Genomic DNA, 23,858 nt, shown 5'->3' with positions numbered 1-23,858 from the left:
GTAAAAATATATTTTAAGAAAAAGAAGTATAAACAAAAACGGAGTAAGCTAAAATTAGCAAAACACCTTCTTTAAAAAAAAGGCTACTACGTCGAGTAAACAGAACTAACGGCATTAAAGCAACCGCAAATCCTAACATCCAAATTAAATCGTGAGATATCATTTTTTGATCAATATTGTTAATTGGACTTATAATGGCTGATATTCCTAAAACACCCAATATATTAAAAATATTCGAACCTATTACATTGCCAATTGCAATATCTGATTCTTTTTTTAATGCTGCTATAACTGAAGATGTTAATTCTGGTATACTTGTTCCCATTGAAACAACTGTAATTGCAATAATTCGATCACTAACTCCAAAATTTTTGGCTACATTTACGGCTCCTTTGACTAATAATTCAGATCCCAACCAGAGAGCAGCTCCTCCAAAAAACAAAAATAAAAATAGTTTTAATAACGTTTGTTCTTTAGTTGTTTCATTTGGTAATTCTACTGTAATATTTTTATTAATTTTTATAAGATACACCAGAAACAAAATAAATAAAATTAAAAAGATAAATCCTTCAGTTCTACTTATACTATTATCAAACCATAGAAAGAAAGCTAATAAAAAAGATGCAATTATTTTAACTGGCCAATCTAAGGTATAAAATGTAGGACTCACCTTAATAGAATTAATTAATAAAACAATTCCAAGAATTAATCCTACGTTTCCAATGTTTGAACCTATAACATTTCCTACAGCTATATTTGAAAACCCTTGTAATGCAGCTTTTACACTTACAATGAGTTCAGGAGCCGAAGTAGCAATAGATACAACTGTTAATCCAATTATGATTTTAGAAATTTTTAACTTTAAAGAAAAACCTACAGATGCCTTTAAAAGCCAATCAGCTCCAAAAACTAATAATCCTAATCCAACAATAATGTATAAAAAATTCATCTATAATTAAAATTTAAGCTATTACACCGCTACCTAAAATTTCATCATTCAAATGCCAAGCAACAAATTGTCCTTCAGTGATTGCGGATTGCGGACTTTCAAAAACCACATACATTCCGTCTTTAAATTGATTCAAAGTTGCTTTTTGTAAAGGTTGACGGTAACGAATTCTTGCCACTACTTCCATTTTTTCTCCTTCTTTTAAAGCTAAATCTTCTCTAATCCAATGAATCTCTTCATTTGCAATAAACAATGCTTTTTTGAATAATCCAGGATGTTGATTTCCTTGACCAGTATACACAATATTTTTCTCTACATCAGTTTCTATGATGAATAAAGGCTCTTTGGTTCCACCTACATTTAAACCTTTGCGTTGGCCTTTTGTAAAATAATGAGCGCCTTGATGCTTACCCATAACTTTGCCAGGTACTTTTAGATAATCAATTCTTCTCGATTCAAAAGCAAAAGCTTCTTCTTCTGAATTGAATTGTGGTTTTTCTTGATGATATATTTCGGCTTCTGCTGGAATTTCAATAATTACTCCTTCTTTTGGCTGTAATTTTTGTTGTAAAAATTCAGGTAAGCGCACTTTCCCTATAAAACAAAGTCCTTGCGAATCTTTCTTTTCGGCGGTAATTAAATCTAATTTGGATGCAATTTCACGAACTTCTGGTTTTGTTAATTCGCCAATAGGAAATAACGCTTTTGAAAGTTGCTCTTGTGATAATTGACAAAGAAAATACGATTGATCTTTATTGCCATCTTTACCTGCTAATAATTGGTAAATTTCTTTTCCGTCTTTTTCAATCGTCCCTTTACGGCAATAATGTCCAGTTGCTACATAATCGGCACCTAAAGACATAGCAATTTTCATAAAAACATCAAATTTGATTTCTCGGTTACACAATACGTCAGGATTTGGAGTTCTTCCTTTTTCGTATTCGTTAAACATATAATCAACGATTTTCTCTTTGTATTGTTCGGATAAATCAACGGTTTGAAATGGAATTCCTAATTTTTCAGCTACTAACAACGCATCATTACTATCTTCTAACCATGGACATTCATTTGAAATAGTTACAGAATCATCGTGCCAATTCTTCATGAATAGCCCAATAACTTCATATCCTTGTTCTTTTAATAAATATGCGGCAACACTCGAATCTACTCCACCCGAAAGTCCTACTACAACTCTTTTCATTTATTCTTGTCCTCCTTTTTCTTGTTTTAATTGTTCTAGCGTTTTAGATGCTTCTTTGGCATTTCTTTGCTCGTATTTTATTAATTCTTGTCCGAATTTAGAAGCTTTTACTTCCTTTATAACTTTGTTTTTTTCGAAAAACTTCCAAGTTCCAACACGTTTTCCGTTTACGTAATTTCCTTCATACATTTTATTTCCCATTCCATCGTAATAAGAAGCAACACCGTCATATTGTCCATTCTTATATATAAGAGACTCTAATAATTGCCCTTTTTCAGAATATGTCTTTGATTTTCCAATTTTGATTCCTACTTTGTAATTAGTTTCTTCAGCAACAGTTCCGTCTTTGTAGAATACTTTTCGAATTCCTTCTAATTTACCACCTTTATAAAATTCTTGCGACATTAATTGTTTTGATTCAAAATGATAATATTTCCATTCTCCTTCAGGAAGCTTGTTCACTAAAGCACCTTCACTTACTTTATTCCCTTTTTGATCAAAAAAATTAGCATAACAAGAGCCATCTCCTTTTGAAAAATCTCTTGTAGCTATAACTGTTCCTGCCTTTGTATCATCAAAATATTTAAAAACACCCGTTTCTTTACCATGACTAAAAGTACCTTCATATCTAACACGATTCGATTCTTTATGAGTTCCTCTCCATAAACCATGGCGGTTACCTTTATCGTCTAATTGATTGATTTTATCTTGACTAAAGCCTAAAATTGAGATTAAAATTACAAAAATTACAGAAATTTGTTTCATTATATTAAGTGTTGTTTAATTTATTAATTAGTAATCATACATTAAATATTGAAAAATCAAATATTAGACCAAATACTGATTAAACAAAAAATAAATATCCGTTAAATGTGATGGTTAATCACTAGTTATATTTTTTTTATTTGTTTAATCTTTCATACATTTGTTTAAACAAAAATAAACATACTATGAAAAACTATGCAAAATTAATCAAATTAACGTTACTTGTTATAACATCAACGTTAATGTTTTCTTGTTCAGAAGATGATTCTACAATTCAGAATGGTTCATTATCTGAATTCTTTTCAAAAAATCCTGAGTTTACTAATTTATATGCTGCTTTGGAAAAAGCTGAATTAGTAGAAACTTTAAACCAAGGCGGAACTTTTACAGTTTTTGCACCAACTAATACAGCTTTTGCTGAGTTCCTATCAGCGAATGGTTTTGCTGATTTAGAAGCTGTACCAACTCCACTTTTGAAAGAAGTGTTATTAAATCATGTTTTAAATGCCAGAGTACCTTCATCAGATGTAAGTACTGGATATGTTAAAACTTTAGGTAAAGGAAGTGCTTCTGCAACAAACACTTTAAGTATGTTTATAAACGTAACAGACGATGGTGTTAGAATTAATGGTGTAGCTAACGTTACAGCTTTCGATATTAATTGCAATAACGGAGTTGTACATGTTGTTGATGATGTAATTGGATTACCAACAGTAGTTACTCACGCAGTTGCTAACCCAAACTTTTCTACTTTAGTTAGCTTGTTAAGTCAGCAAAATTTAGTTTCAACGCTTTCAAGCTCAGACGCTCCTGCTCCATTTACCGTTTTTGCCCCACTAGATAGCGCTTTTGATACTGCAACCTTGAATTTATATGGTACTTTATCTTCGTCTCAAAGAACTGCTGTATTAACTTATCACGTTGTTGGTGGTGCTAATGTATTATCAAATGCTATTCCTACTGGATCAATTACAACACTTGAAACAGGTACATTCACAATTACTGGAACTACTATTAGAGATGAGCAAATGAGAAACACAAGTATTGTTCTTACTGATGTTCAAGCTTCAAACGGAGTAATACATGCTGTAAGTCAAGTATTATTACCAAATTTATAAAAAATAAGTTTGTTTTTAATAAAATTGCTATGAACAAAAAACGCTTTCCAATGGAAAGCGTTTTTTTATGAACCTAATTCTAATGCTCTTGCATTTGCAGCTTCTATTCCTTCTATAACAATTTCTTGAAGCTCATTTTTATTAAACACTAACAAAGCCGCTTCGGTTGTTCCTCCTTTTGAAGCAACTCGTTGAATCCAAGCTTCGTTTGATAGTTTACTTCTATTTTGTAATTGAACAGAACCAGAAAATGTTTGGCTCACCAAAAACTCTGCTTCAGATGGTGAAAAACCTAATCTAATTGCCGATTCAATCATGGCTTGCATAAAATAAAACACATAAGCTGGTCCACTACCTGAAACCGCTGTAGCCGCATTTAGCATTTCTTCTCTTTCAATAAAAATTGATTTTCCTGTAGTGTTAATTAAATTCTGAACGATGAAAAGTTCTTTTCTATCTACTGCGTTTGAAGCACAAAAAACGGTCATTCCCTCGCCTATTTGTGTTGGTATGTTTGGCATTGATCGTACAATTTTAGAAACACCCAATTCCTTTTGCATAGCATCAATTGAAATCCCAGCCATTACTGATAAAATGACATGTTCTGGATTTAAGAAAGCTTTTATTTCAGAAGCTAATTGTTTGAAATCTTGTGGCTTAACCGCTAAAATCAAAATATCGGATTCGAATATATTGGGATTAGGTTGAGTGTAAAAATTTGCAGAATCGATTCCGAAGGAATACTTTTCTTCAACTGCTACTTTGTTCAAAATTAAAATATCTGAAGCTCCTACAAATCCAGAACTCATAAAACTATTGGCATAGGTTTGTCCCATATTACCAAATCCGATAATCGCTATTTTCATTACTATTATAAAAAAGAAACCCTGTCGTTTGCAGACAGGGTTTGTATTAAGATAAACTTATTTTTTCTTTTGTGCGGCTTTTTGAGCTTCTGCTTGCTCCATCATTTCGCGCATTTTTCTTTGGAATTTACTTTCCTTTTTCTCTTTGGTCTTATTATCTTGAATTTTAGCATGAATTTTAGCTTCATCTACAATATAATTTTTGATTACTAACATAATTCCAATAGTAATTAAGTTAGAGATGAAGTAATACAAACTCAATCCAGATGCATAATTGTTAAAGAAGAATAACATCATTACAGGCGAAATATAAATCATGATTTTCATGATTTTACCCATATCTGGCATACCTTCTTGCGGTGGTGTACTCATAGCTTGGTCTCCAGTTGTCATTTTCATATAGAAGAAAATAGCAATAGACGCCAAAATTGGGAATAAACTCACATGACTTCCATAAAATGGAATATGGAAAGGCAATTGATAAATGCTATCGTATGAAGATAAATCGTCAGCCCAAAGGAAAGATTTTTGTCTTAAATCGAACATCGATGGGAAGAACTGAAACAACGCATAGAAAATAGGCATTTGCATCAAGGCTGGTAAACATCCTGCCATAGGATTTACACCTGCTTTAGAATACAATTTCATTGTTTCTTGTTGTTTCTTCATTGGATTGTCCTTGAATTTTTCATTCAATTCTGTAATTTCAGGACGTAAAACCTTCATTTTTGCTTGTGACAAATAAGACTTGTATGTTACTGGCGACATTACAATACGAACTAAAATCGTGAATAAAACAATCGCAATTCCGTAACCAACACCTAACGCTGAAATAAATCCGAAAACTGGGATAAAAATATAACGGTTAATCCATCCGAAAATTCCCCAACCTAAAGGTAAAATTTCGTCTAAATTTTTCTCGTAACCATTTAAAATTTCATATTTCGCCGGACCATAATACCAATTCATATTATAGTTTAAAGCGCCATTTTTAAATTCTAAAGGAACTTGAGCTGTGAAGTTTTTAGTAAAAACTGTATCTACTTTTTCATCATCAACTAAATTATCTGACTTAAATTTAGCTGTTTTAAATTTCGTATCTGTTAATAAAATAGAAGTAAATAAATGCTGTTTGAAAGCGATATAAGAAACTTCATTTGCTTCATCTTCTGAATCTTTGGCAGCGTTTAAATAATCGTCTTTTCCATCTTCATATTCGAAAACCAACTCAGTATAACGATTTTCATACGAAACACTTTTCTCGTTTCTATAAGATTTTAATTGCCATTCTAAATCTAATGGTTTTGAAGTATTTACTACTTTTTCCAAACCTTGAGAACGGATAGCAAAATCTAACATATATTCGTTAGGTTTCAACACATAACGGTATTCTAAAAACTGATCTGGACCCGCTTTTAATTGCAACGTTAAAACTTTATTTTTACCTTCAGTAGTTAACTTAGGTTCAAAATACATGTCTTTTGTATGCAACGTTCTGTTATCTGTTGTATTTAAAGCAATATCTAAAGAAGCGTTTTTATCTTTGATGATTTGAACCGCTTTTTCTGAATTTTTCTCAAATTGATCAAATCCTAAAACAGTTGCATCAACGATATATCCACCTTTATTAGAAATTTTCAGCGATAAAACTTCATTTTTGATTTCGGTGACAGCATCTGTAGCCGATGGAAGTGTTGCAGAATATCCAAACGAACCTAATTGTGCTTGAGCTGCAGCATTTTTAGTAGAATCTGCTACTGGAGTTGCGGCAACGGTAGAAGTTTCAGTTTTAACTTCTTTGGCTTGTTTGTCTAATTGCTCTTTTTTCTCTTTTTCCTTTTGTTCTTCTGGTGTTGGAGCATTTGAATATAACATCCAAATCAAAATTCCAGAAATCAATACAAATCCGATAATCGAATTAAGGTCTAATTTTTTTTCTTCCATCTACTTATTAGTGTTCAGTGTTCTTAATTGAACAGTTTATTTATTCTTGTGTTGTACAGCTGCGGCTACAAAACTCACAAAAAGTGGGTGTGGATTTGCGACTGTACTTTTATATTCAGGATGGTATTGAACGCCGATAAAGAAAGGATGTGTAGGAATTTCAACAATTTCTACCAACTTCGTATCTGGATTTACTCCCGAAGCTACTAACCCTGCTTTCTCTAATTCGTTTAAATACGCACCATTGAATTCGTAACGATGACGGTGGCGCTCCATAATCTCAGTTTTACCATAGATTTTTTGTGCCAACGTATTTTCTTTTATGCTACATTTCCATGCGCCTAAACGCATAGTTCCTCCTTTGTTTTCAATATTTTTTTGCTCTTCCATTAAGTTAATTACTGGATGAGTAGTATTTTCATTCATTTCAGTTGAATTCGCATCAGCGTAACCTAAAACATTGCGCGAATATTCAATTACAGCCATTTGCATTCCCAAACAAATTCCGAAAAACGGAATATTATTTTCTCTTGCATAACGAACGGTATCTATTTTACCTTCAATTCCACGACCGCCAAAACCTGGTGCAACAAGTATACCATCTAAATCTTTCAACTGACTTTCTGCCGAATTGGCATCTAAATACTCAGAATGAATAGAAATAACATTTACTTTTGTCTCATTTGCTGCTCCAGCATGAATAAACGCTTCTAAAATCGATTTGTACGAATCTTGCAATTCCACATATTTTCCAACCAAACCAATGTTTACTTCGTGCTTTGGATTTTTCAATCTAAATAAAAACTCGTTCCAGTTGGTTAAATCTGGTGTATTTTTTTCTGGTAAATCTAATTTTTTCAAAGCTACTCTATCCAATCCTTCTTCCAACATTAAATTTGGAACTTCATAAATAGTTGATGCATCGATAGATTGAATTACCGCTTCTTTTTTCACATTACAAAACAACGCTAATTTTTGACGTAAATCTTGCGAAATTTCATGTTCCGTTCTACAAACTAAAATATCAGCTTTGATTCCGCTTTCCATTAAAGTTTTCACCGAATGTTGTGTTGGTTTCGTTTTTAATTCTCCGGCAGCAGCCAAATAAGGCACTAGCGTTAAATGAATTACGATTCCATTATTTTCACCTAATTCCCAAATCAATTGACGTACTGACTCGATATAAGGTAATGATTCAATATCTCCAACAGTTCCACCAATCTCAGTAATTACAATATCAAAATCACCCGATTTTCCAAGCAACTGCATTCGTTCCTTGATTTCGTTTGTGATATGAGGTACTACCTGAACCGTTTTTCCTAAAAATTCTCCTCTACGCTCTTTTTCAATAACTGAAAGATAGACTCTTCCTGTAGTTACGTTGTTCGCTTGAGAAGTTGGAACGTTTAAAAAACGCTCATAGTGACCTAAATCCAAATCCGTTTCTGCTCCATCGTCTGTTACATAACATTCTCCGTGTTCGTAAGGATTTAATGTTCCTGGATCCACGTTGATGTATGGATCAAACTTTTGAATGGTCGTTCGATATCCTCTGGCTTGCAATAATTTGGCTAACGAAGCTGCGATAATTCCTTTTCCTAAAGAAGAAGTCACACCTCCGGTAACAAAAATGTACTTAGTTTGGTTCATTGTATTGTTGTTGTGTTGTTGCGATAAATATCTTTTATCTGTAATAAAATCGTGCAAAGATAACACTAATTAGTCAATGTGCCAATTAGTCGATGTATCAATTTTGTAATTAAATTGTAAACAATTTATTTTTGTTTTGGAAAGTTTCTGCGGATGTTTCGAACGAGTTCTTCTAAGCCGTTTAGCTTGAGTTCGTGGACCAATTTTAATTGTTCGCCTAATTGTCCCTTTGGAAAACCTTTATTTGCATACCAAACCACATAATACTCCGGAAGGTCGATTAAGTAATAGCCTTCGTATTTACCAAATGGCATTTTGGTATGAGCGAGTTTTACGAGAAGTTCTTGGTTGGTCATTACTTCGTGAATTTCAAATGATTTTTAGTCCAATAATTTTCAATGAATTCCCATTTATCTTCGTAATAACCTGAATCACGTTTTATCCAATTGATTTCGACTTCTTCATTATTTACTATTTTACTTATAAAAATTCCATTTCTTTTTTCATAACCACAACCTTTCCCAGATATATTTCCAACTTTAACACATTTATAATCTGATAAGTAAAACAAATCGCTTTCCCAATTATAATCAGCGCATCCAGCTCTTTCATATGAATAATAACATTCTGAATTCTTAATTTTTATTGGACTAGCATAATTTCCCAATTCTTCAATTATTTGAAATTTTCCATTAGGCAAATCAAAAAGTAAAACATCAACAATACCTGGCACATTGGTAATATAATCTAATACAATATCTTGAAATCCATCATTGTTAAAGTCAGAAATTTTATATTCATTAATAAAATCATTGTGCTTATATATAGTATCAAACTTACCATTTAAAATAATCAAAGAAAAATCAAAATTTTCCTCTTTAAACTGCTTTATAACAAATTTTAAGTTATTCACTATAAGAGTATCACTTTTAATTTCTTTTAATTGAGTTTTTAAATTTTCATCATTTTTTTTGAATCAATATCATTTTCATTACTAATTACATTTTTACATGAGAAAAGCAAGAAAAAAAACGAAATAATCAAAAACTTCATTGAAATAAGGTTGAATTAAAAGAGATTCCTTCGGAATGACAAGATTGTGGATAAAATTCTATTAAACTACTTCCAATTAAAAACAATTTCCTTTTTAATATCTGGATGTAAACTATAAAAAACTGGGCAAGTCATAGCCGTTCTTTCTAGGATAGTTTTTGTTTTTTCGTCGGGATGGATAGAGAAATGGAAAGTTACGTGAATTTCAGTGATTCTTCTTGGTTCGGTTCCCATAATTTTGGTTACTTCTGCGGTAGAACCTGAAAAATCTACTTCTAAATCACGAGCTTTGATTCCCATAACGGTGAACATGCAACTTGCTAATCCGTTGGCAACAGTGTCGGTTGGTGAGAATGCTTCTCCTTTTCCGTTGTTATCAAGTGGAGCATCCGAAATAATTTCTGAACCCGATTGTAAATGTATCGAAGAGGTGCGTAAATCACCTAAGTAAGTCACTTTTGAAGTTGCCATTATTGTGCTTGTTTAATTGTTAGATCGTTGTCGTAGTACAATAAATACGTTGCATTATTTGAAATTAATCCGTTACTAGAATTGTAATCAAATGCGTTTTCAATGTATTCTGTTTTGGTTGTTGCTGCCGATTTTACAAATCCTTCTGGTTGGCAAATACGCAACATCGCATCAAACGTCACATCAAAACCTTTTTTAGCTGCAGCGTTTGGATAAATATTGTTAATTTTCTTAAATTGTTTTTCAAAAATCTTTTCTTCTGGCGTTTCAGCTACTTTAGTTGCTGATGGAAATAACATTTTTAAATCCGTTAAATTCTTCATTGGAATTTCCTCAAAATTCAACGCATCATACAATTCAAAAACCGCCAATTGAATATCGTATTCTTTTTGCAATCCTTTTAAAATATTGGTAATACTTATAATTGTACTTGCTTTTTCAATTTCCATAAGAACAAAATTCTTTTGCCCTTTAACCAATTGTGTTTTTAAAAGCGCCACATCTAAAGCTCCTTTATCATTAAATAAAGCATGCTTAACTTCTGGATGATTCGCTGTTATAAAATCTTTCGAAGTTGTTTTTTTAGCACTAATAATCGCTACCACATTTCCGTTTTTCGATTTAAAATAATCAAACATCGAAGCACGTAAACGATCTTCTGCTGGAACCGTATAATATAAATTTGGTAATGGCAATCCACGCTCTTTAGAAAGTGGTGAAATTACCGGAGTATTATATTTTGTTAGCAATTGTGCCGTTGTTTCAACAATTGAGTTTTGAAATGGCCCAACAACAGCATCTACATTTTCAAAATCATTTTTAGAAATGATAGACGCTACATTTGATGAATACTTAGTGCTTTCTACGTCATAAACCTTAATATTCACAGGCAATCCTAACACTTTAGCCGAATCAATAGCCATAAGCACTCCTGCGTAAAAATCTAAAGTAAGGTTTAAGAATTTATTCGTTTTTAACTGCTCCGTTTTGGTTTTAACCGAATCTGTTTCAATTTTATTGATATTGAATGGTAACAACAAAACCATGTTTCTTTGTTTCGATTTATCAACCGTAGCTAATAAATTCACTTTGTTTTTAGCTACTAAAACAGAATCTTTTGCTTTTGTGATAACAGTTCCGTTTGAAGGCACTTTTAAAAGCATTCCGATTTTTAATCCATCTTGTAAATCAGGATTTAGCGTAATTAAATCACCTTGAGCAATATCGAATTTTTTTGAAAGACTGTAAAGTGTTTCTTTAGGTTGCACTTCATATTCAACCAAAGTTACATTAGAAGGTTTTTTAACCTGAACTCCTGGTTTTAAAATTAAGGTTTGCCCAACATTCAATCCGCCTACAATTTGTGGATTTAGTTGTTCTAATTCAGTAACAGTTAAGCCGTATCTTGTAGCAATACCATACTTAGTTTCTTTAGCCTCTACTAAGTGAGTAGTTGCATTTGTTGTTGCTTTTGGCTTAAAAAAAGTCGCCTGACTAGCATTAATATCTGCCGCTGATGGTTTTGAAACGAATATTTCTTGACCAATTTTCAAACCATTTTGCAAAGCAACTTTGTTCCAAGTTTCGATGTCAGAAACGGAAACATTATATTTTTTGGAGATTCCAAAAAGCGTTTCTTTTTCTCCTACCAAATGCGTAATGGCTTTTCCCGTGGTTCCTTTTGGAATTAATAAAGTAGTATTTTCTTGAACGCCATTTTTCGCATCTGGGTTTAATCGGTAAATATCAAAAGGCGTAACCTCATATTTTTTTGCGATTTGAAAAACGGTTTCTCCTTTGGCTACCACATGTTTAATCTGAGACTGAAGTGGTAACGCAAAAAGAAAAATTAAACTGAAAAGAAAAACAACTCTTTTTATCATAATCATAATTTAAAAACAATACTAAACAAAAATTTCAATAGCAATTTGTATCGTAAAAATAGAATAAAAATAATTGCTATTGAAATTTATATGTTGAATTTGAAAAATTTATTTTATTCCCATTCAATCGTTGCTGGTGGTTTCGAACTGATGTCATACACCACTCGGTTTACACCTCTAACGTTATTTATAATTTCATTAGAAATTTTCATTAAAAACTCATACGGTAAATGTACCCAATCCGCAGTCATTCCGTCTGTCGATTCTACTGCACGTAAAGCAACAACTTTTTCGTATGTACGCTCATCGCCCATTACTCCAACGCTATTTACTGGTAACAAGATTGCTCCTGCTTGCCATACTTTATCGTACAATCCGTGTTCTTTTAATCCGTTGATGAAAACCGCATCTACTTCTTGCAAAATAGCTACTTTTTCTGGCGTAATATCACCTAAAATACGAATCGCTAATCCTGGTCCAGGGAACGGATGACGACCTAATAATTCTTCGTCGATTCCTAAACTTCTTCCTACTCTACGAACCTCATCTTTGAATAACATTCGTAAAGGTTCAACCACTTGCAATTTCATAAAATCAGGCAATCCACCTACATTATGATGCGATTTAATCGTTGCTGAAGGTCCACCCGTTGCTGAAACTGATTCAATAACATCCGGATAAATCGTACCTTGACCTAACCATTTTACATCGGTTAATTGGTGTGCTTCATCATCAAAAACTTCAATGAACGCTTTTCCAATGGCTTTACGTTTTGCTTCTGGATCATCTAACCCAGCTAACGCATCCAAAAAGCGTGCCGAAGCATCAACTCCTTTTACATTTAAGCCCATTCCTTTGTACTGATTTAGTACATTTTGGAATTCGTTTTTACGTAATAATCCGTTATTTACGAAAATACAATATAAATTTTCTCCAATTGCTTTATTTAATAAAACCGCTGCTACTGTTGAATCTACACCACCCGAAAGTCCTAAAACTACTTTATCGTTTCCGATTTTAGCTTTCATTTCAGCAACCACTTCTTCTACGAAAGCGTTAGGTGTGAAATTTTGAGGTACTTGAGCGATTTTTACCAAGAAGTTTTCCAACATTTGTTTTCCATCTGTTGAATGGTATACTTCTGGGTGAAATTGAATTGCATAAGTAGTTTCGCCTTCAATTTTATAAGCTGCGTTTTCTACATCTTTTGTGCTGGCAATCTTAACTCCGTTTGTTGGCAATTGTTTGATAGAATCCGAATGACTCATCCAAACTTGACTATTTTCAGAAACACCTTCTAAAAACACTTCATTTTCTTTAATGTACGAAAGATTCGCTCTTCCGTATTCTCTTGTGTTTGAAGCAGCTACTTCTCCACCTGAAAAATGGGCTAAATATTGTGCTCCGTAACAAACTGCTAACAATGGCATTTTACCTCTAATTTGAGATAAATCAGGATGAAGGGCTTCTTCTGAACGAACCGAACATGGGCTTCCTCCTAAGATTACTGCTTTGTATGATGATAAATCTGCTGGAATTTTATCGAATGGAAAAATCTCGCAGAAAATATTTAATTCTCTTACTCTTCGGGCAATTAATTGGGTGTATTGCGAACCGAAATCTAAAATTAATACGTTGTGTTGCATTTTATTGTTGTTGTGTGTTTTTTGTTTCAGGTTCCAAGTTTCAAGTTATTTCTGTTCAACTTGAAACAAAAACAACTTGAAACTTGAAACAAATATTTTAATATTCAAACGTTCCGTATTCGGATGTAATTGTTAATTTCTTACTATCTGATTTCTCCACTCTTCCTACGATTTGTGCGTCGATGTTAAAGGATTTCGAAATTTCTATAATGTCTTGTGCTAATTCTGCAGGAACGTATACTTCTATTCTGTGACCACAGTTGAATACTTGGTACATTTCTTTCCAATCCGTTTTAGAATTTTCTTGAATCAGTTTAAATAATGGTGGCACTGGAAATAAATTATCTTTAATCACGTGAACGTTGTCTACAAAGTGAAGCACTTTTGTTTGCGCTCCTCCACTACAATGTACCATTCCGTGAATTTGATTTGAATTGTATTTTGATAAAATCTTTTTGATCACAGGAGCGTATGTTCTCGTTGGAGAAAGCACTAATTTACCAGCGTCAATTGGACTATTTTCGACTGCATCCGTTAATTTGGTTTGACCTGAATACACTAAGTCGTTTGGAACTGAAGCATCAAAACTTTCTGGATATTTTTCTGCCAAATATTTTGCAAAAACATCATGACGAGCCGAAGTTAAACCATTGCTTCCCATTCCGCCGTTATATTCCTTTTCGTAAGTAGCTTGTCCGAAAGAAGCCAATCCTACAATAACATCTCCAGCTTGAATATTTGCGTTATCAATTACATCCGTACGTTTCATTCGAGCTGTAACTGTTGAATCTACGATGATGGTACGAACTAAATCGCCTACATCTGCAGTTTCTCCACCGGTTGAATGAATGGTAACTCCGTGACTTTTTAAATCTGAAATTAATTCTTCTGTTCCGTTGATGATAGCTGAAATAACTTCACCTGGAATTAGATTTTTGTTTCTCCCGATAGTTGATGAAAGTAAAATATTATCGGTTGCTCCGACACATAATAAATCATCAATATTCATGATTAAGGCATCTTGAGCAATTCCTTTCCATACCGAAATATCTCCAGTTTCTTTCCAATACATATAGGCTAAGGAAGATTTTGTTCCTGCGCCATCAGCATGCATAATGATGCAATATTGGTCGTCGTTTGTTAAATAATCTGGGATGATTTTACAAAATGCTTGTGGAAATAAGCCTTTGTCGATGTTTTTGATAGCTTGGTGCACATCTTCTTTAGAAGCCGAAACTCCTCTTAAATTGTAGCGTTTGCTCGTATCAGAACTCATGAATGTAGTGTGTTGTTGTTGTGGCGCAAAGATAGTTTTTTAATTTAGATTTCAGAAATTTAACAATTAGAAAATTTCCTTGTAAAAAACCTTTAAATTTTAACCACAAAAACAGCTTCAACTAATTCCGAATCGTTGTTTGGAAACAAAATATTTTCAATTTTAAAAGTGGTAAAACATTCTCCAACAATAGATGAAACATCATAATTTACATCAATTTGATCCATTTGTAAAGTTGTTTCGTTGTTCAACTTGATAGCAAACGAATTTCCTGTTGCATTTGAAACCGGTGGAAATATCTGGATTACATTTAAATTTTCAATAAACTCATACGGAATAGCTGCTTCCTCTAAATCTTGAATAATTATCTGTTGTGCTGTATAGGTTTCGTTTTCAAACACATTTTCGCCAGTAGTTTCATCTATGATTTCAACAAAAAAAGAAGCTGGCGTAGGCTGATTTCCTTCATCACACTTATCATTACAACTAACTAATGAAACCGTTATTATTATTAAAAATAAACCTATTATTTTTTTCATCGTTTTTTACTTAAAATTTCAATTTCGACTCTTCGATTTGCTGCTGCTTGTTCAGGCGTTGCTTCGGGAATAGGATGTATGGGTTGTGAAACTCCAAACCCTTTTGTTTTTACACGATATTCCTGAATACCATTATAAACGAGAAAACGTTTAATTTGTTTTGCTCTATCGGTAGACAAATTTCGATAATCTTTATCAATACAACAAATGTGACCTTGAATTTCGATAATTAACTCAGGATTATTTTGCATTACAAACAACAAATCGTACAACGTTCCTTGTGATTCGGGCATGGTTGCGAAGGTATTTTGGTAGAAATTGATGTTTTTCAATGTGATTTTCGTCCCCACTTTTGCCAACTTTACTTTTTCAGCTAATGGCGCATCATCTGGAATTATTACTTCTGGCTCAACTTCTTTGATTCCCAACACTTCATCTTCTTTATCTAAATCTTTTTCCAATAAATAATGAATGATGGCTTTTCTGTTTTCGGCTTTACTTGTAGAAGTTGCTCCTTTTTCGCCAAGAGAAATACTTTTAAAATCAGGTCTGATGTTTACTTTTCCTTTAATTTGGTTAAAAACATGACTTACTCGTTTTTGAGATAAAGTATCGTTAAAACCAGTACTTCCTACTTCATCAGTTGAACCTGTAATGGATAAAATTTTTGAAGTTGTATTTTCTGAAATCCATTTCTGAAGTTTAGCTGCTTCTACTTTGTTTAATTCGAACTTATTATTGTCGAAATAAAAAACAACTTGTTCCTGAGCAAAGGTTAGTTGAAACAGAACGAACAATATAACAGAATATAGAAATTTCATGAAGTGTAAATTTTAAATGATCAAGGACGAAAAACTATGCCAAAATTAATTCTCTAAGATAAGAATTTCTACGCGACGATTTTCATTTCGTTCCTTTTCGTTTCTTTCAGGGATTTTATGGATAGGCTGAGTGCTTCCAAAACTTTTGTAAAGCAATCTACTATCATCAATATCATTAGCCACTAAAAAGTTATGAACCGCAATAGCTCTAACTAATGCAATATCTTCTGGATCTTCGCCTAGCTGACAACAAATATGACCTTGAATTTCGATTTTTACTTTTGGATGCGTAATCATGAATTCTAATAATTCTTCCATTACAGGCAACGATTCGGGAACGAAAATACCAGAACGATCATAAAAATACAAATTATTCATGACTAACTTATCACCTACTTTTGCCGTTGCATACGGATTTTTGTAAAGTCCAACAGGGTCAATTAAATCATCTGTATCAGGAACTTGAAGTATTTCTTTCTTTTCAATTACTTCAGGGTCTTTATTTATTACTTGTCCTGTGTAAACAACTGGATCATCATAAACTACTTCTTTCAGCACTGCTTTTTTAGGGATAACCGTATAAAAAACATCAACTCTTCTATTGTAGCGTCTTTCTTTTCTGGTTTGAACTCGCTCTCCAAAACCTTTAATTTTTAAATTTTCGCTAAAAAAAATGGAAGAATTTACCTTTGTTTTTAATTGCTCTTGAACCGTATGAATTCGTTTGTAAGCTAAAGTATCGTTATAATCAAAGGTTCCGTACCAATCGCAATACCCATTAATTACTAGAATTTCGCGGTTTTCGTCTTTGTTCAACCAAGTCATAAACAATTCGTTTTGCTTTGGGTTAAACGTATCTTGATCAAAATCAAAATAAAAACTCGCCTTTTCTTGTGCTGAAAGTAAGAATCCAAACAGCAGTAATACGTATTTCATTTGGGGTATTTTAATGTAACGAATATAAAAAATAAAACGTATTAAAAAAACTTATTATTAAAAAGAACTTTTCAAATTCACATAACAATTTCATTTACAAATACTTAAAAACAAATCATTTTATCTATTAATTGGCAACAATTTGAATTTCTACTCTTCTATTTTCATTTCGTTCATCTTCGTTATTTTCGGGAATAATGTGAATGGGTTTTGAACTTCCAAAACTTTTATAACTCAATCGATTTTTATTAATTCCGTTGTTAATCAAATAATTATAAACTGCTAAAGCTCTAACTTTTGCCGTATCTTCTACATCAGTTCCAATTTGACAACAAATATGACCTTGAATTTCGATTTTCAAATTAGGATTAGCCAACATGATTTTTAATAATTCCTCTAAAATGGGACGCGATTCAGGCACAAAAATTCCAGAACGATTGTAAAAATGTAAGTTTTTCAATACCAACTTATCGCCTACTTTTGCCGTTGAAACTTGTTGAGATAAATCCTTTTTATCGTCTTTTGGAAGTGTTTTTTCTATTACCAATTCTTCATAGAAAATCTCTACTTTTCGATTTAATTTCAAATCGGAATTTTGCTCGAAATTTTCTCCTTTACTTTCGATTTCGATTTGCTTTTGGTTGGTAACTTTTTCGATAATATGCGATACAAATTTAGCTCTATTGAACGCCAAAGTATCGTTGTAACCATTTGATGCACGATAATCGCAATACCCAATAAGCTTAGTAAATTTTAAATCTCTGTTTTTTAAAAAATTATCTAATCTGTTTAATTCAGAAAGTTGTAATTGGTACGAATCCGTATCAAAATACACCGTAAATTTAGATTGCCCAAAAGAAATGGAACTCATCAATAAAAACAGAAAAAGTATTTTTTTCATTAGGTAGGTTTTAGTTTACCGAAAATAGTAAAAATAGCAGAATTACTGTAGTTTTTGTACACTTTTTTTTATATTTTTGAAAAAGAATAAATCTGATACTTGTTAGACATATACACCCAAATTTGGGTAGCTTTGTATGATTCCTTTTGACATGTATACAATGTACACTTGATTCTTACCAAACATTATGAAAAAACCACATTATATTTTAGCATTCCTAAATCTAATCTTCCTGGGTTTACTTTATGGTGATTTAATAACTAATTCGAACCCAATATCAGAAGAATTAGAAAAATTTTACATTGTAAAAAATCAATATGGAACAACTTCTACTGGAGGAAGCAGATATGAAATTCATAATTATTTATCTTGCAAAAGTGGTAAAAAATACAAAATTGGAATTGTCCCACAGGTAAATATTCAAAGAGGTGAAATAATAAAAATTACTGAAACAAAATTTTTAAATAAAGTAAAATTATTTGAGTTCAAAGAAAATGGAAAAATAAAAAAAGTTAATCTATCGTTTTTACTAGATTCATATGTTTTGGTTTTTTCAATTTTAACTTTATTGGTTACAATTTGTTACGTGTACAAAAATCACCCATTAACTGAGTTTACATTAAGCGTATTCTCAGTACTAAATTTCGCATTGACTTTTATATATTTAAATTATTTTTAGGAATTACAATATACTTTAATATAGAATTTAACTAATTCATGAAAAATTATCTCTTTTTAATTATACTATTTCTCTTAGTTTCTTGTAAAAGTCGTTTTACTGATAACAACTACAGCTATAAATTAATTAAAATAGAAAAATTAACGAATCATAAATTATTAAGTTATAGCAATAATGTAGATACGTTAATGGTAGTAACAAAAAACAATATTACCGTAAATTGCATTGAAAAAAATTTAATAAAATTTTCTCATCAATCAAATAATAAAATAGACAAGTTAATAGATAACGATGAGGAAATCTTTTTTGAATATTTTACAAAGGTATTCGGAAATGAAAATAAAAAAATCTTAACATCATCAGGAATTCCTGGAAAAAATAAAAGACGAATCCACTCGTATAATTCACTTCCATATTACTTTGAAAATTGTGATGATTAAAAGCAAACTAGTCAGCATAAAATCATAATCCATACACACAATCTATAAAAAAATCCCAATCTTTCGATTGGGATTTCTATTTTTAGTTACTTCGTAAATAACAATTCTCTGTATTTTGTTAATGTCCAAAGTTCGTCGTCTACTAACAATTCTAATTTGTCAGCGTGGTAACGAATTTCTTCGAAGTATGGTTTTACTTTATCGCAATACGCGTCTGCCATTTTTTCTGTGCTGGTTAAGGCGTTTGCTTTTTTACGTTCTTCGGTCATTTTTTCTACTTTCGTATTGATGCCTTCGATGTGTTCTGAAATTTCTTTGATTAACGAAATTTGCTCTTTTGCAATTTTTTCGAAGTCTTTTCCGAAGATTTCTTTTAATCCTTTTACGTTTTCAATCAACACATTTTGGTAACGAATAGCCGTTGGAACCACATGATTACGAGCAATATCACCTAAAACACGACCTTCAATTTGGATTTTTTTCACGTATTCTTCCAATTCAATTTCGTAACGCGATTCAACCTCAACATGGTTCATTACACCCATTTCACCAAACAAATCAATTGCTTTTTGAGAAACTTTTGCTTTTAACGCTTTTGGTGTTGTTTTGTGATTGCTTAAGCCACGTTTTTTAGCTTCTTTTTCCCATGCATCGCTATAACCATCGCCTTCAAAAAGGATAGCTTTTGTTTGCTTGATATATTCTCTCAATACATTGAAAATCGCTTCGTCTTTCTTTAAATCTTTTTTCTCGATTAAAGCATCTACTTCAATTTTGAAATCTTTTAATTGTTTTGCCACAATTGTATTTAAAGTCGTCATAGAAACCGCGCAGTTTGCAGAAGAACCAACGGCTCTAAACTCAAATTTGTTTCCTGTGAAAGCAAATGGCGAAGTTCTATTTCTATCGGTATTATCTAATAAAACGTCTGGTAATTTCCCTACTACGTTTAATTTTAAATCTGTTTTTTCTTCTGGCGATAATTTCCCTTGAGAAACTCCTTCTAATTCAGCCAATACTTTAGTCAATTGTTGTCCGATGAAAACCGAAATAATTGCTGGTGGTGCTTCATTAGCTCCTAAACGGTGGTCGTTACTTGCCGATGCAATTGACGCTCTTAACAATTCTTCATAATCATGAACCGCTTTAATCGTATTGATAAAGAAAGTCAAGAATTGTAAGTTGCTCATTGGTGTTTTTCCTGGAGATAATAAGTTGATTCCAGTATCAGTAGCTAATGACCAGTTGTTATGTTTACCAGAACCATTAACTCCTTTGAATGGTTTTTCGTGGAATAATACTTTAAAATCGTGACGTTCAGCCACTTTTTGCATTACATCCATTAATAATGAATTGTGGTCAACCGCTAAATTCGTTTCTTCGAAGATTGGTGCTAACTCAAATTGGTTAGGCGCTACTTCGTTATGACGTGTTTTAACTGGAATTCCTAATAACATACATTGGTTTTCCAAATCACGCATATACGTTAAAACTCGTGTAGGAATTGAACCAAAATAATGGTCGTCTAATTGTTGCCCTTTTGCCGCTGTGTGACCTAACAACGTTCTTCCTGTTGCTAATAAATCCGGTCTTGAATTGGCTAAAGCAGTATCAACTAAGAAATATTCTTGTTCCCAACCTAAAGTTGGTGTTACTCTTTTTACGTTTTTATCAAAATATTTTGCTACGTCGATTGCAGCTGAATCGATAGCATGTAATGCTCTTAATAAAGGCGTTTTGTTATCTAAAGCTTCTCCCGTATACGAAACGAAAACCGTTGGAATACATAATGTAGTTCCGAAAATAAACGCTGGTGATGTTGGATCCCAAGCCGTATAACCTCTTGCTTCAAATGTATTACGAATTCCTCCATTTGGAAAAGAAGAAGCATCTGGTTCTTGTTGTACTAATTGACTTCCACCAAAATGCTCTACTGGATCACTTCCATCGGGAAATGTTTCGAAGAAAGCATCATGCTTTTCCGCAGTGGTTCCAGTTAATGGTTGGAACCAATGCGTATAATGAGTTACTCCTTTAGATAATGCCCACTCTTTCATACCCAAAGCAATATAATCGGCAATTTTTCGGTCGATTTTTACACCATCAGCCGCTGCTTTAACAGCTTTGTAAGCTTCTGATGTTAAAAATTGTCGCATGGCTTTATCGCCAAAAACATTACTACCAAAAATAGCTGACTTTCTATCCAATTCTTCTACATGAACAGGTTTTCTGTCGGTTGCCTTTCTTAAAGCTTGAAAACGAAATGTTGACATAAGTTGTGTGTGTTTAAAGTTATACCCTTGAAAAGTTATGCAAATATATAACTTTTTTAAATAATTTTGCAAATACCCCTATTTTTTTAGGGGTAAAAATATTTTTTATTACATTTGTGATATGAAAACAGCAAATTTATATATGGTTATGTTGGGTTGCACACCAAAAGGGCGTTTTACGGAACAACATGATATCTTTTTTGGAATCGGAACCAGCTTGAAAGAACTAGTTGCCGACATGAAAGCTTTCTGGCCAGAAGCGAAAGGAAAAATTCACATTGATGCTTGGCAAAAAGTAACTTGTGTTGATGGTTTTACAATTGAAGTGGTTTCAAAAGAAGAAAAACCAGAACAAGAAGAGCAATTATTCTTTTTGAATTTGGGCGGTTATAAAGAAGGCGAATTTGAAGAATATCATTATAAATCTTTAGTTGTAGCTAAGACTAAAGGAAAAGCCATTAGAAAAGCCAAGCAAACCACTTTTTACAAACATTGCAGCATAGCAAAAAAAGGAGGTGAATCTCATATTGATGATCAATACGGGGTTGATATAGATGACATCCATAATATTGAAGATATTCTTTCAGATAAATTCAAATCGCAGTTTCGTTTGAAAATAACAAAAACCAATGAGATTTCAGAGGATGAAAAACACATTGGTTATTTAAAGATTAATAAAATTTCAGAATAAAAAAGAGCTATCGTATTGGATAGCTCTTTTCGTTTATATTCTCTTTATACTTGCAGGATTAATTCCGTAAGTTTGAATTACCGCATTATAATCATTAAAATCGACTTGCACACCACTTCTGTTTGAAAAAAATCCAGGAATAATCACAATTCTAAAAGTTTGATTAAAAATAAATTCTGGAGTTTCTGATAAGTTATAAGTTCCATCTGCATAAATAGTAAAATCCTCTCTACTAAAATCATAATCATAATCTAGTTCATCTCCACCACTTAAATAAAGTGTACGAGGAATCAATTGCCAAACTGGAGTATTAGAATCTATTACATCAGACATCCTGTAAATTAAAATATTATCAGAAGCGTAAATTTGAGGATTTAAATTTCTGTAAATAAAGTATCCACCTGTTGAACTATTATAACTAAAATTGACATTTCTCAATTCAAAAACCTCAGCAATAGTATCATTATCAACATTATCTTGTTCTTCATTAACTGTGCAACTTTGTAGTGTTATCATCCCGATAAAAGCTATCAATAAAGTAATTTTCTTCATAATCTTTAAGTTTTAAATTATTTACTATGTAAATATAACCAATTGTTGTGCCAAACTTTTATACCATTTAAATTAGTATCTTTGAAACCTCTAAAAAGACCATAAAAATGGGAAGAAACAATCCAAAAAATATTAAAGCACACAACGATAAATTACATAAAGAGCAAGCGAAAGAAAAAGCTAAAAAGAATGCTCGTGCCGAAAAATTAAAAGAAATTCAACGAAAATTCAACGAAACTAAATCGTAATTTATGTCGGGCTGCTACTGCGGGAATTCAGGTTCCTTTCAAGATTGTTGTGAACCTTATATAAAAGGTATCAAAAATGCTCCCAATGCAGAAGCATTGATGCGCTCGCGTTACAGTGCATTTGCAACAGGCGCCGCCGATTATTTGGTAAACACTACACATATTTCAAAACGCAAACTTCATAATAAAAGTGATATTTTAACATGGAGTCAAGCTAACAAATGGCTAAAATTAGAAGTTTTAACCTCAACAGAAAACACAGTTACCTTCAAAGCGTATTTTTTAGACGAAAATTTAAAGGCTCAAGTGCACTACGAACATTCTAATTTTAAAATAGAAAACGATCAATGGTTTTATGTGGATGGTACATTTGAATAAAATCTATCATCATCTCATTTTAAAGGATTTTGTTCAATATAATTCTGAATATTTTCAAATGATTTCGAATTGCGAATGATATGATCATGGAATCGGGATTGCCAACCGAAATTGGGGTTTATTTGTCGTGACATTTTGGTTACAATTGATTTATACGAACCTACAATCGATGAAATGGTATTTTTTCCCTGATTTTGAAATCGTGACGAACCTATGATTGTATTGGTTTTGATGGTAGAGACAAGACATTGCCTTGTCTCTACGAATGGTTCATCATTCATTTTATCAATAATCAAAATCCCATGAACATGATTTGGCATCACCACAAAATTCCCTAATTCAACCATTGGAAAATGATTGGGTATTTCGTACCAATATTGTTCTGCAAATTTACCTATTTCAGATAATTGTATTTCTTGATTTTGAATATGTCCAAAAAAATGGTGTCGGTTTTGGGTGCAGATGGTGATAAAATAGGCTCCATTGTTCGCGTAATCCCAGGTTTGTAAACGCGCAGAAGATATGCGGTATTTGTTTTTAAATTTATTTTGCATGGCGTTGAATGTTATATCGTTATG

The 23,858-nt window shown here is 32.3% G+C and carries 25 protein-coding genes; 6 read left to right on the top strand and 19 right to left on the bottom strand.

What is annotated here, in order from left to right; all coding sequences use genetic code 11:
• Window positions 1-13 precede the first annotated feature (13 nt).
• From AAEO58_RS05890 to AAEO58_RS05880, 3 genes are read right to left on the bottom strand one after another with little or no spacing between them, the layout of a single operon-like run.
• Window positions 14-949, bottom strand: coding sequence for a calcium/sodium antiporter (locus AAEO58_RS05890; RefSeq protein ID WP_341682624.1), 936 nt, complete (start codon window positions 947-949; stop codon window positions 14-16).
• Between the two features lie 13 nt (window positions 950-962).
• Window positions 963-2,150: a tRNA 2-thiouridine(34) synthase MnmA gene (gene mnmA, locus AAEO58_RS05885; RefSeq protein ID WP_341682623.1), complete on the bottom strand. Its 1,188-nt coding sequence runs from the start codon at window positions 2,148-2,150 to the stop codon at window positions 963-965.
• Entirely contained in the window at window positions 2,151-2,915 is a 765-nt protein-coding gene (locus AAEO58_RS05880) for a toxin-antitoxin system YwqK family antitoxin (RefSeq protein ID WP_341682622.1), read from the bottom strand.
• A 185-nt stretch (window positions 2,916-3,100) separates the two neighbouring features.
• Here AAEO58_RS05880 and AAEO58_RS05875 point away from each other — a divergent pair, with 185 nt between their 5' ends.
• The gene (locus tag AAEO58_RS05875; protein WP_341682621.1) at window positions 3,101-4,033 is read left to right on the top strand and encodes a fasciclin domain-containing protein; all 933 of its coding nucleotides are present in this window, start codon (window positions 3,101-3,103) and stop codon (window positions 4,031-4,033) included.
• A gap of 65 nt (window positions 4,034-4,098) precedes the next feature.
• Here AAEO58_RS05875 and proC read toward each other — a convergent pair whose 3' ends face one another.
• The 13 genes from proC to AAEO58_RS05810 form a co-directional block, all read right to left on the bottom strand.
• Window positions 4,099-4,899, bottom strand: a complete 801-nt coding sequence (gene proC, locus AAEO58_RS05870) for a pyrroline-5-carboxylate reductase (protein ID WP_341682620.1) — start codon at window positions 4,897-4,899, stop codon at window positions 4,099-4,101.
• A 57-nt stretch (window positions 4,900-4,956) separates the two neighbouring features.
• Window positions 4,957-6,843: a membrane protein insertase YidC gene (gene yidC / locus AAEO58_RS05865; RefSeq protein WP_341682619.1), complete on the bottom strand. Its 1,887-nt coding sequence runs from the start codon at window positions 6,841-6,843 to the stop codon at window positions 4,957-4,959.
• A gap of 36 nt (window positions 6,844-6,879) precedes the next feature.
• Entirely contained in the window at window positions 6,880-8,493 is a 1,614-nt protein-coding gene (locus tag AAEO58_RS05860) for a CTP synthase (protein ID WP_111565947.1), read from the bottom strand.
• Between the two features lie 125 nt (window positions 8,494-8,618).
• Window positions 8,619-8,849, bottom strand: a complete 231-nt coding sequence (locus AAEO58_RS05855) for a DUF3820 family protein (protein WP_133607617.1) — start codon at window positions 8,847-8,849, stop codon at window positions 8,619-8,621.
• A complete protein-coding gene (locus AAEO58_RS05850) occupies window positions 8,849-9,406 on the bottom strand; it encodes a hypothetical protein (RefSeq protein WP_341682618.1) in 558 nt (185 codons plus the stop codon). The genes AAEO58_RS05855 and AAEO58_RS05850 overlap by 1 nt, the downstream gene beginning before the upstream one ends.
• A 206-nt stretch (window positions 9,407-9,612) precedes the next feature.
• Window positions 9,613-10,017: an OsmC family protein gene (locus tag AAEO58_RS05845; RefSeq protein WP_341682617.1), complete on the bottom strand. Its 405-nt coding sequence runs from the start codon at window positions 10,015-10,017 to the stop codon at window positions 9,613-9,615.
• On the bottom strand, window positions 10,017-11,900 hold the full coding sequence (locus tag AAEO58_RS05840) for a LysM peptidoglycan-binding domain-containing protein (protein WP_341682616.1): 1,884 nt from the start codon (window positions 11,898-11,900) through the stop codon (window positions 10,017-10,019). Before AAEO58_RS05840 ends, AAEO58_RS05845 begins: the two co-directional genes overlap by 1 nt.
• Before the next feature lie 113 nt (window positions 11,901-12,013).
• A complete protein-coding gene (gene guaA, locus AAEO58_RS05835; protein WP_133607626.1) occupies window positions 12,014-13,546 on the bottom strand; it encodes a glutamine-hydrolyzing GMP synthase in 1,533 nt (510 codons plus the stop codon).
• Window positions 13,547-13,643: 97 nt separating this feature from the next.
• Window positions 13,644-14,822, bottom strand: a complete 1,179-nt coding sequence (locus AAEO58_RS05830) for an AIR synthase related protein (RefSeq protein WP_341682615.1) — start codon at window positions 14,820-14,822, stop codon at window positions 13,644-13,646.
• Window positions 14,823-14,914: 92 nt separating this feature from the next.
• Complete coding sequence (locus AAEO58_RS05825; protein WP_341682614.1) at window positions 14,915-15,361, bottom strand: hypothetical protein; 447 nt, start codon at window positions 15,359-15,361, stop codon at window positions 14,915-14,917.
• Window positions 15,358-16,182 (bottom strand): OmpA family protein, encoded by an 825-nt coding sequence (locus tag AAEO58_RS05820; RefSeq protein ID WP_341682613.1) that lies wholly within the window; start codon window positions 16,180-16,182, stop codon window positions 15,358-15,360. Before AAEO58_RS05820 ends, AAEO58_RS05825 begins: the two co-directional genes overlap by 4 nt.
• Before the next feature lie 45 nt (window positions 16,183-16,227).
• On the bottom strand, window positions 16,228-17,118 hold the full coding sequence (locus AAEO58_RS05815; RefSeq protein WP_341682612.1) for an OmpA family protein: 891 nt from the start codon (window positions 17,116-17,118) through the stop codon (window positions 16,228-16,230).
• Window positions 17,119-17,245: 127 nt separating this feature from the next.
• Window positions 17,246-18,019, bottom strand: coding sequence for an OmpA family protein (locus tag AAEO58_RS05810; protein WP_341682611.1), 774 nt, complete (start codon window positions 18,017-18,019; stop codon window positions 17,246-17,248).
• Window positions 18,020-18,206: 187 nt separating this feature from the next.
• On the opposite strand from AAEO58_RS05810, the gene AAEO58_RS05805 reads away from it, so the two are divergent.
• On the top strand, window positions 18,207-18,698 hold the full coding sequence (locus AAEO58_RS05805; protein WP_341682610.1) for a hypothetical protein: 492 nt from the start codon (window positions 18,207-18,209) through the stop codon (window positions 18,696-18,698).
• 38 nt (window positions 18,699-18,736) lie between these two features.
• Entirely contained in the window at window positions 18,737-19,138 is a 402-nt protein-coding gene (locus AAEO58_RS05800; RefSeq protein WP_341682609.1) for a hypothetical protein, read from the top strand.
• Between the two features lie 86 nt (window positions 19,139-19,224).
• Here the strand turns inward: AAEO58_RS05800 and AAEO58_RS05795 are convergent, their stop codons facing one another.
• Window positions 19,225-21,411 (bottom strand): glutamine synthetase III family protein, encoded by a 2,187-nt coding sequence (locus tag AAEO58_RS05795; protein WP_341682608.1) that lies wholly within the window; start codon window positions 21,409-21,411, stop codon window positions 19,225-19,227.
• Window positions 21,412-21,532: 121 nt separating this feature from the next.
• Here AAEO58_RS05795 and AAEO58_RS05790 point away from each other — a divergent pair, with 121 nt between their 5' ends.
• A complete protein-coding gene (locus tag AAEO58_RS05790; protein ID WP_341682607.1) occupies window positions 21,533-22,102 on the top strand; it encodes a DUF1543 domain-containing protein in 570 nt (189 codons plus the stop codon).
• 33 nt (window positions 22,103-22,135) lie between these two features.
• Here the strand turns inward: AAEO58_RS05790 and AAEO58_RS05785 are convergent, their stop codons facing one another.
• Window positions 22,136-22,654: a hypothetical protein gene (locus tag AAEO58_RS05785; RefSeq protein WP_341682606.1), complete on the bottom strand. Its 519-nt coding sequence runs from the start codon at window positions 22,652-22,654 to the stop codon at window positions 22,136-22,138.
• 107 nt (window positions 22,655-22,761) lie between these two features.
• Here AAEO58_RS05785 and AAEO58_RS05780 point away from each other — a divergent pair, with 107 nt between their 5' ends.
• Together AAEO58_RS05780 and AAEO58_RS05775 are read left to right on the top strand one after the other, a co-directional pair.
• Window positions 22,762-22,902, top strand: a complete 141-nt coding sequence (locus tag AAEO58_RS05780) for a hypothetical protein (RefSeq protein WP_341682605.1) — start codon at window positions 22,762-22,764, stop codon at window positions 22,900-22,902.
• 3 nt (window positions 22,903-22,905) lie between these two features.
• A complete protein-coding gene (locus tag AAEO58_RS05775; protein WP_341682604.1) occupies window positions 22,906-23,280 on the top strand; it encodes a YchJ family protein in 375 nt (124 codons plus the stop codon).
• Window positions 23,281-23,294: 14 nt separating this feature from the next.
• On the opposite strand, the gene AAEO58_RS05770 is transcribed toward AAEO58_RS05775, so the two are convergent.
• A complete protein-coding gene (locus AAEO58_RS05770; RefSeq protein ID WP_341682603.1) occupies window positions 23,295-23,834 on the bottom strand; it encodes a transposase in 540 nt (179 codons plus the stop codon).
• Between the last annotated feature and the right edge of the window lie 24 nt (window positions 23,835-23,858).

It is taken from the genome of Flavobacterium helocola, assembly GCF_038289885.1.
Lineage (GTDB): Bacteria > Bacteroidota > Bacteroidia > Flavobacteriales > Flavobacteriaceae > Flavobacterium > Flavobacterium cheniae.
The sequence above is the reverse complement of the archived record's forward strand: the minus strand, read 5'-3'. Positions and strand labels throughout refer to the sequence as shown.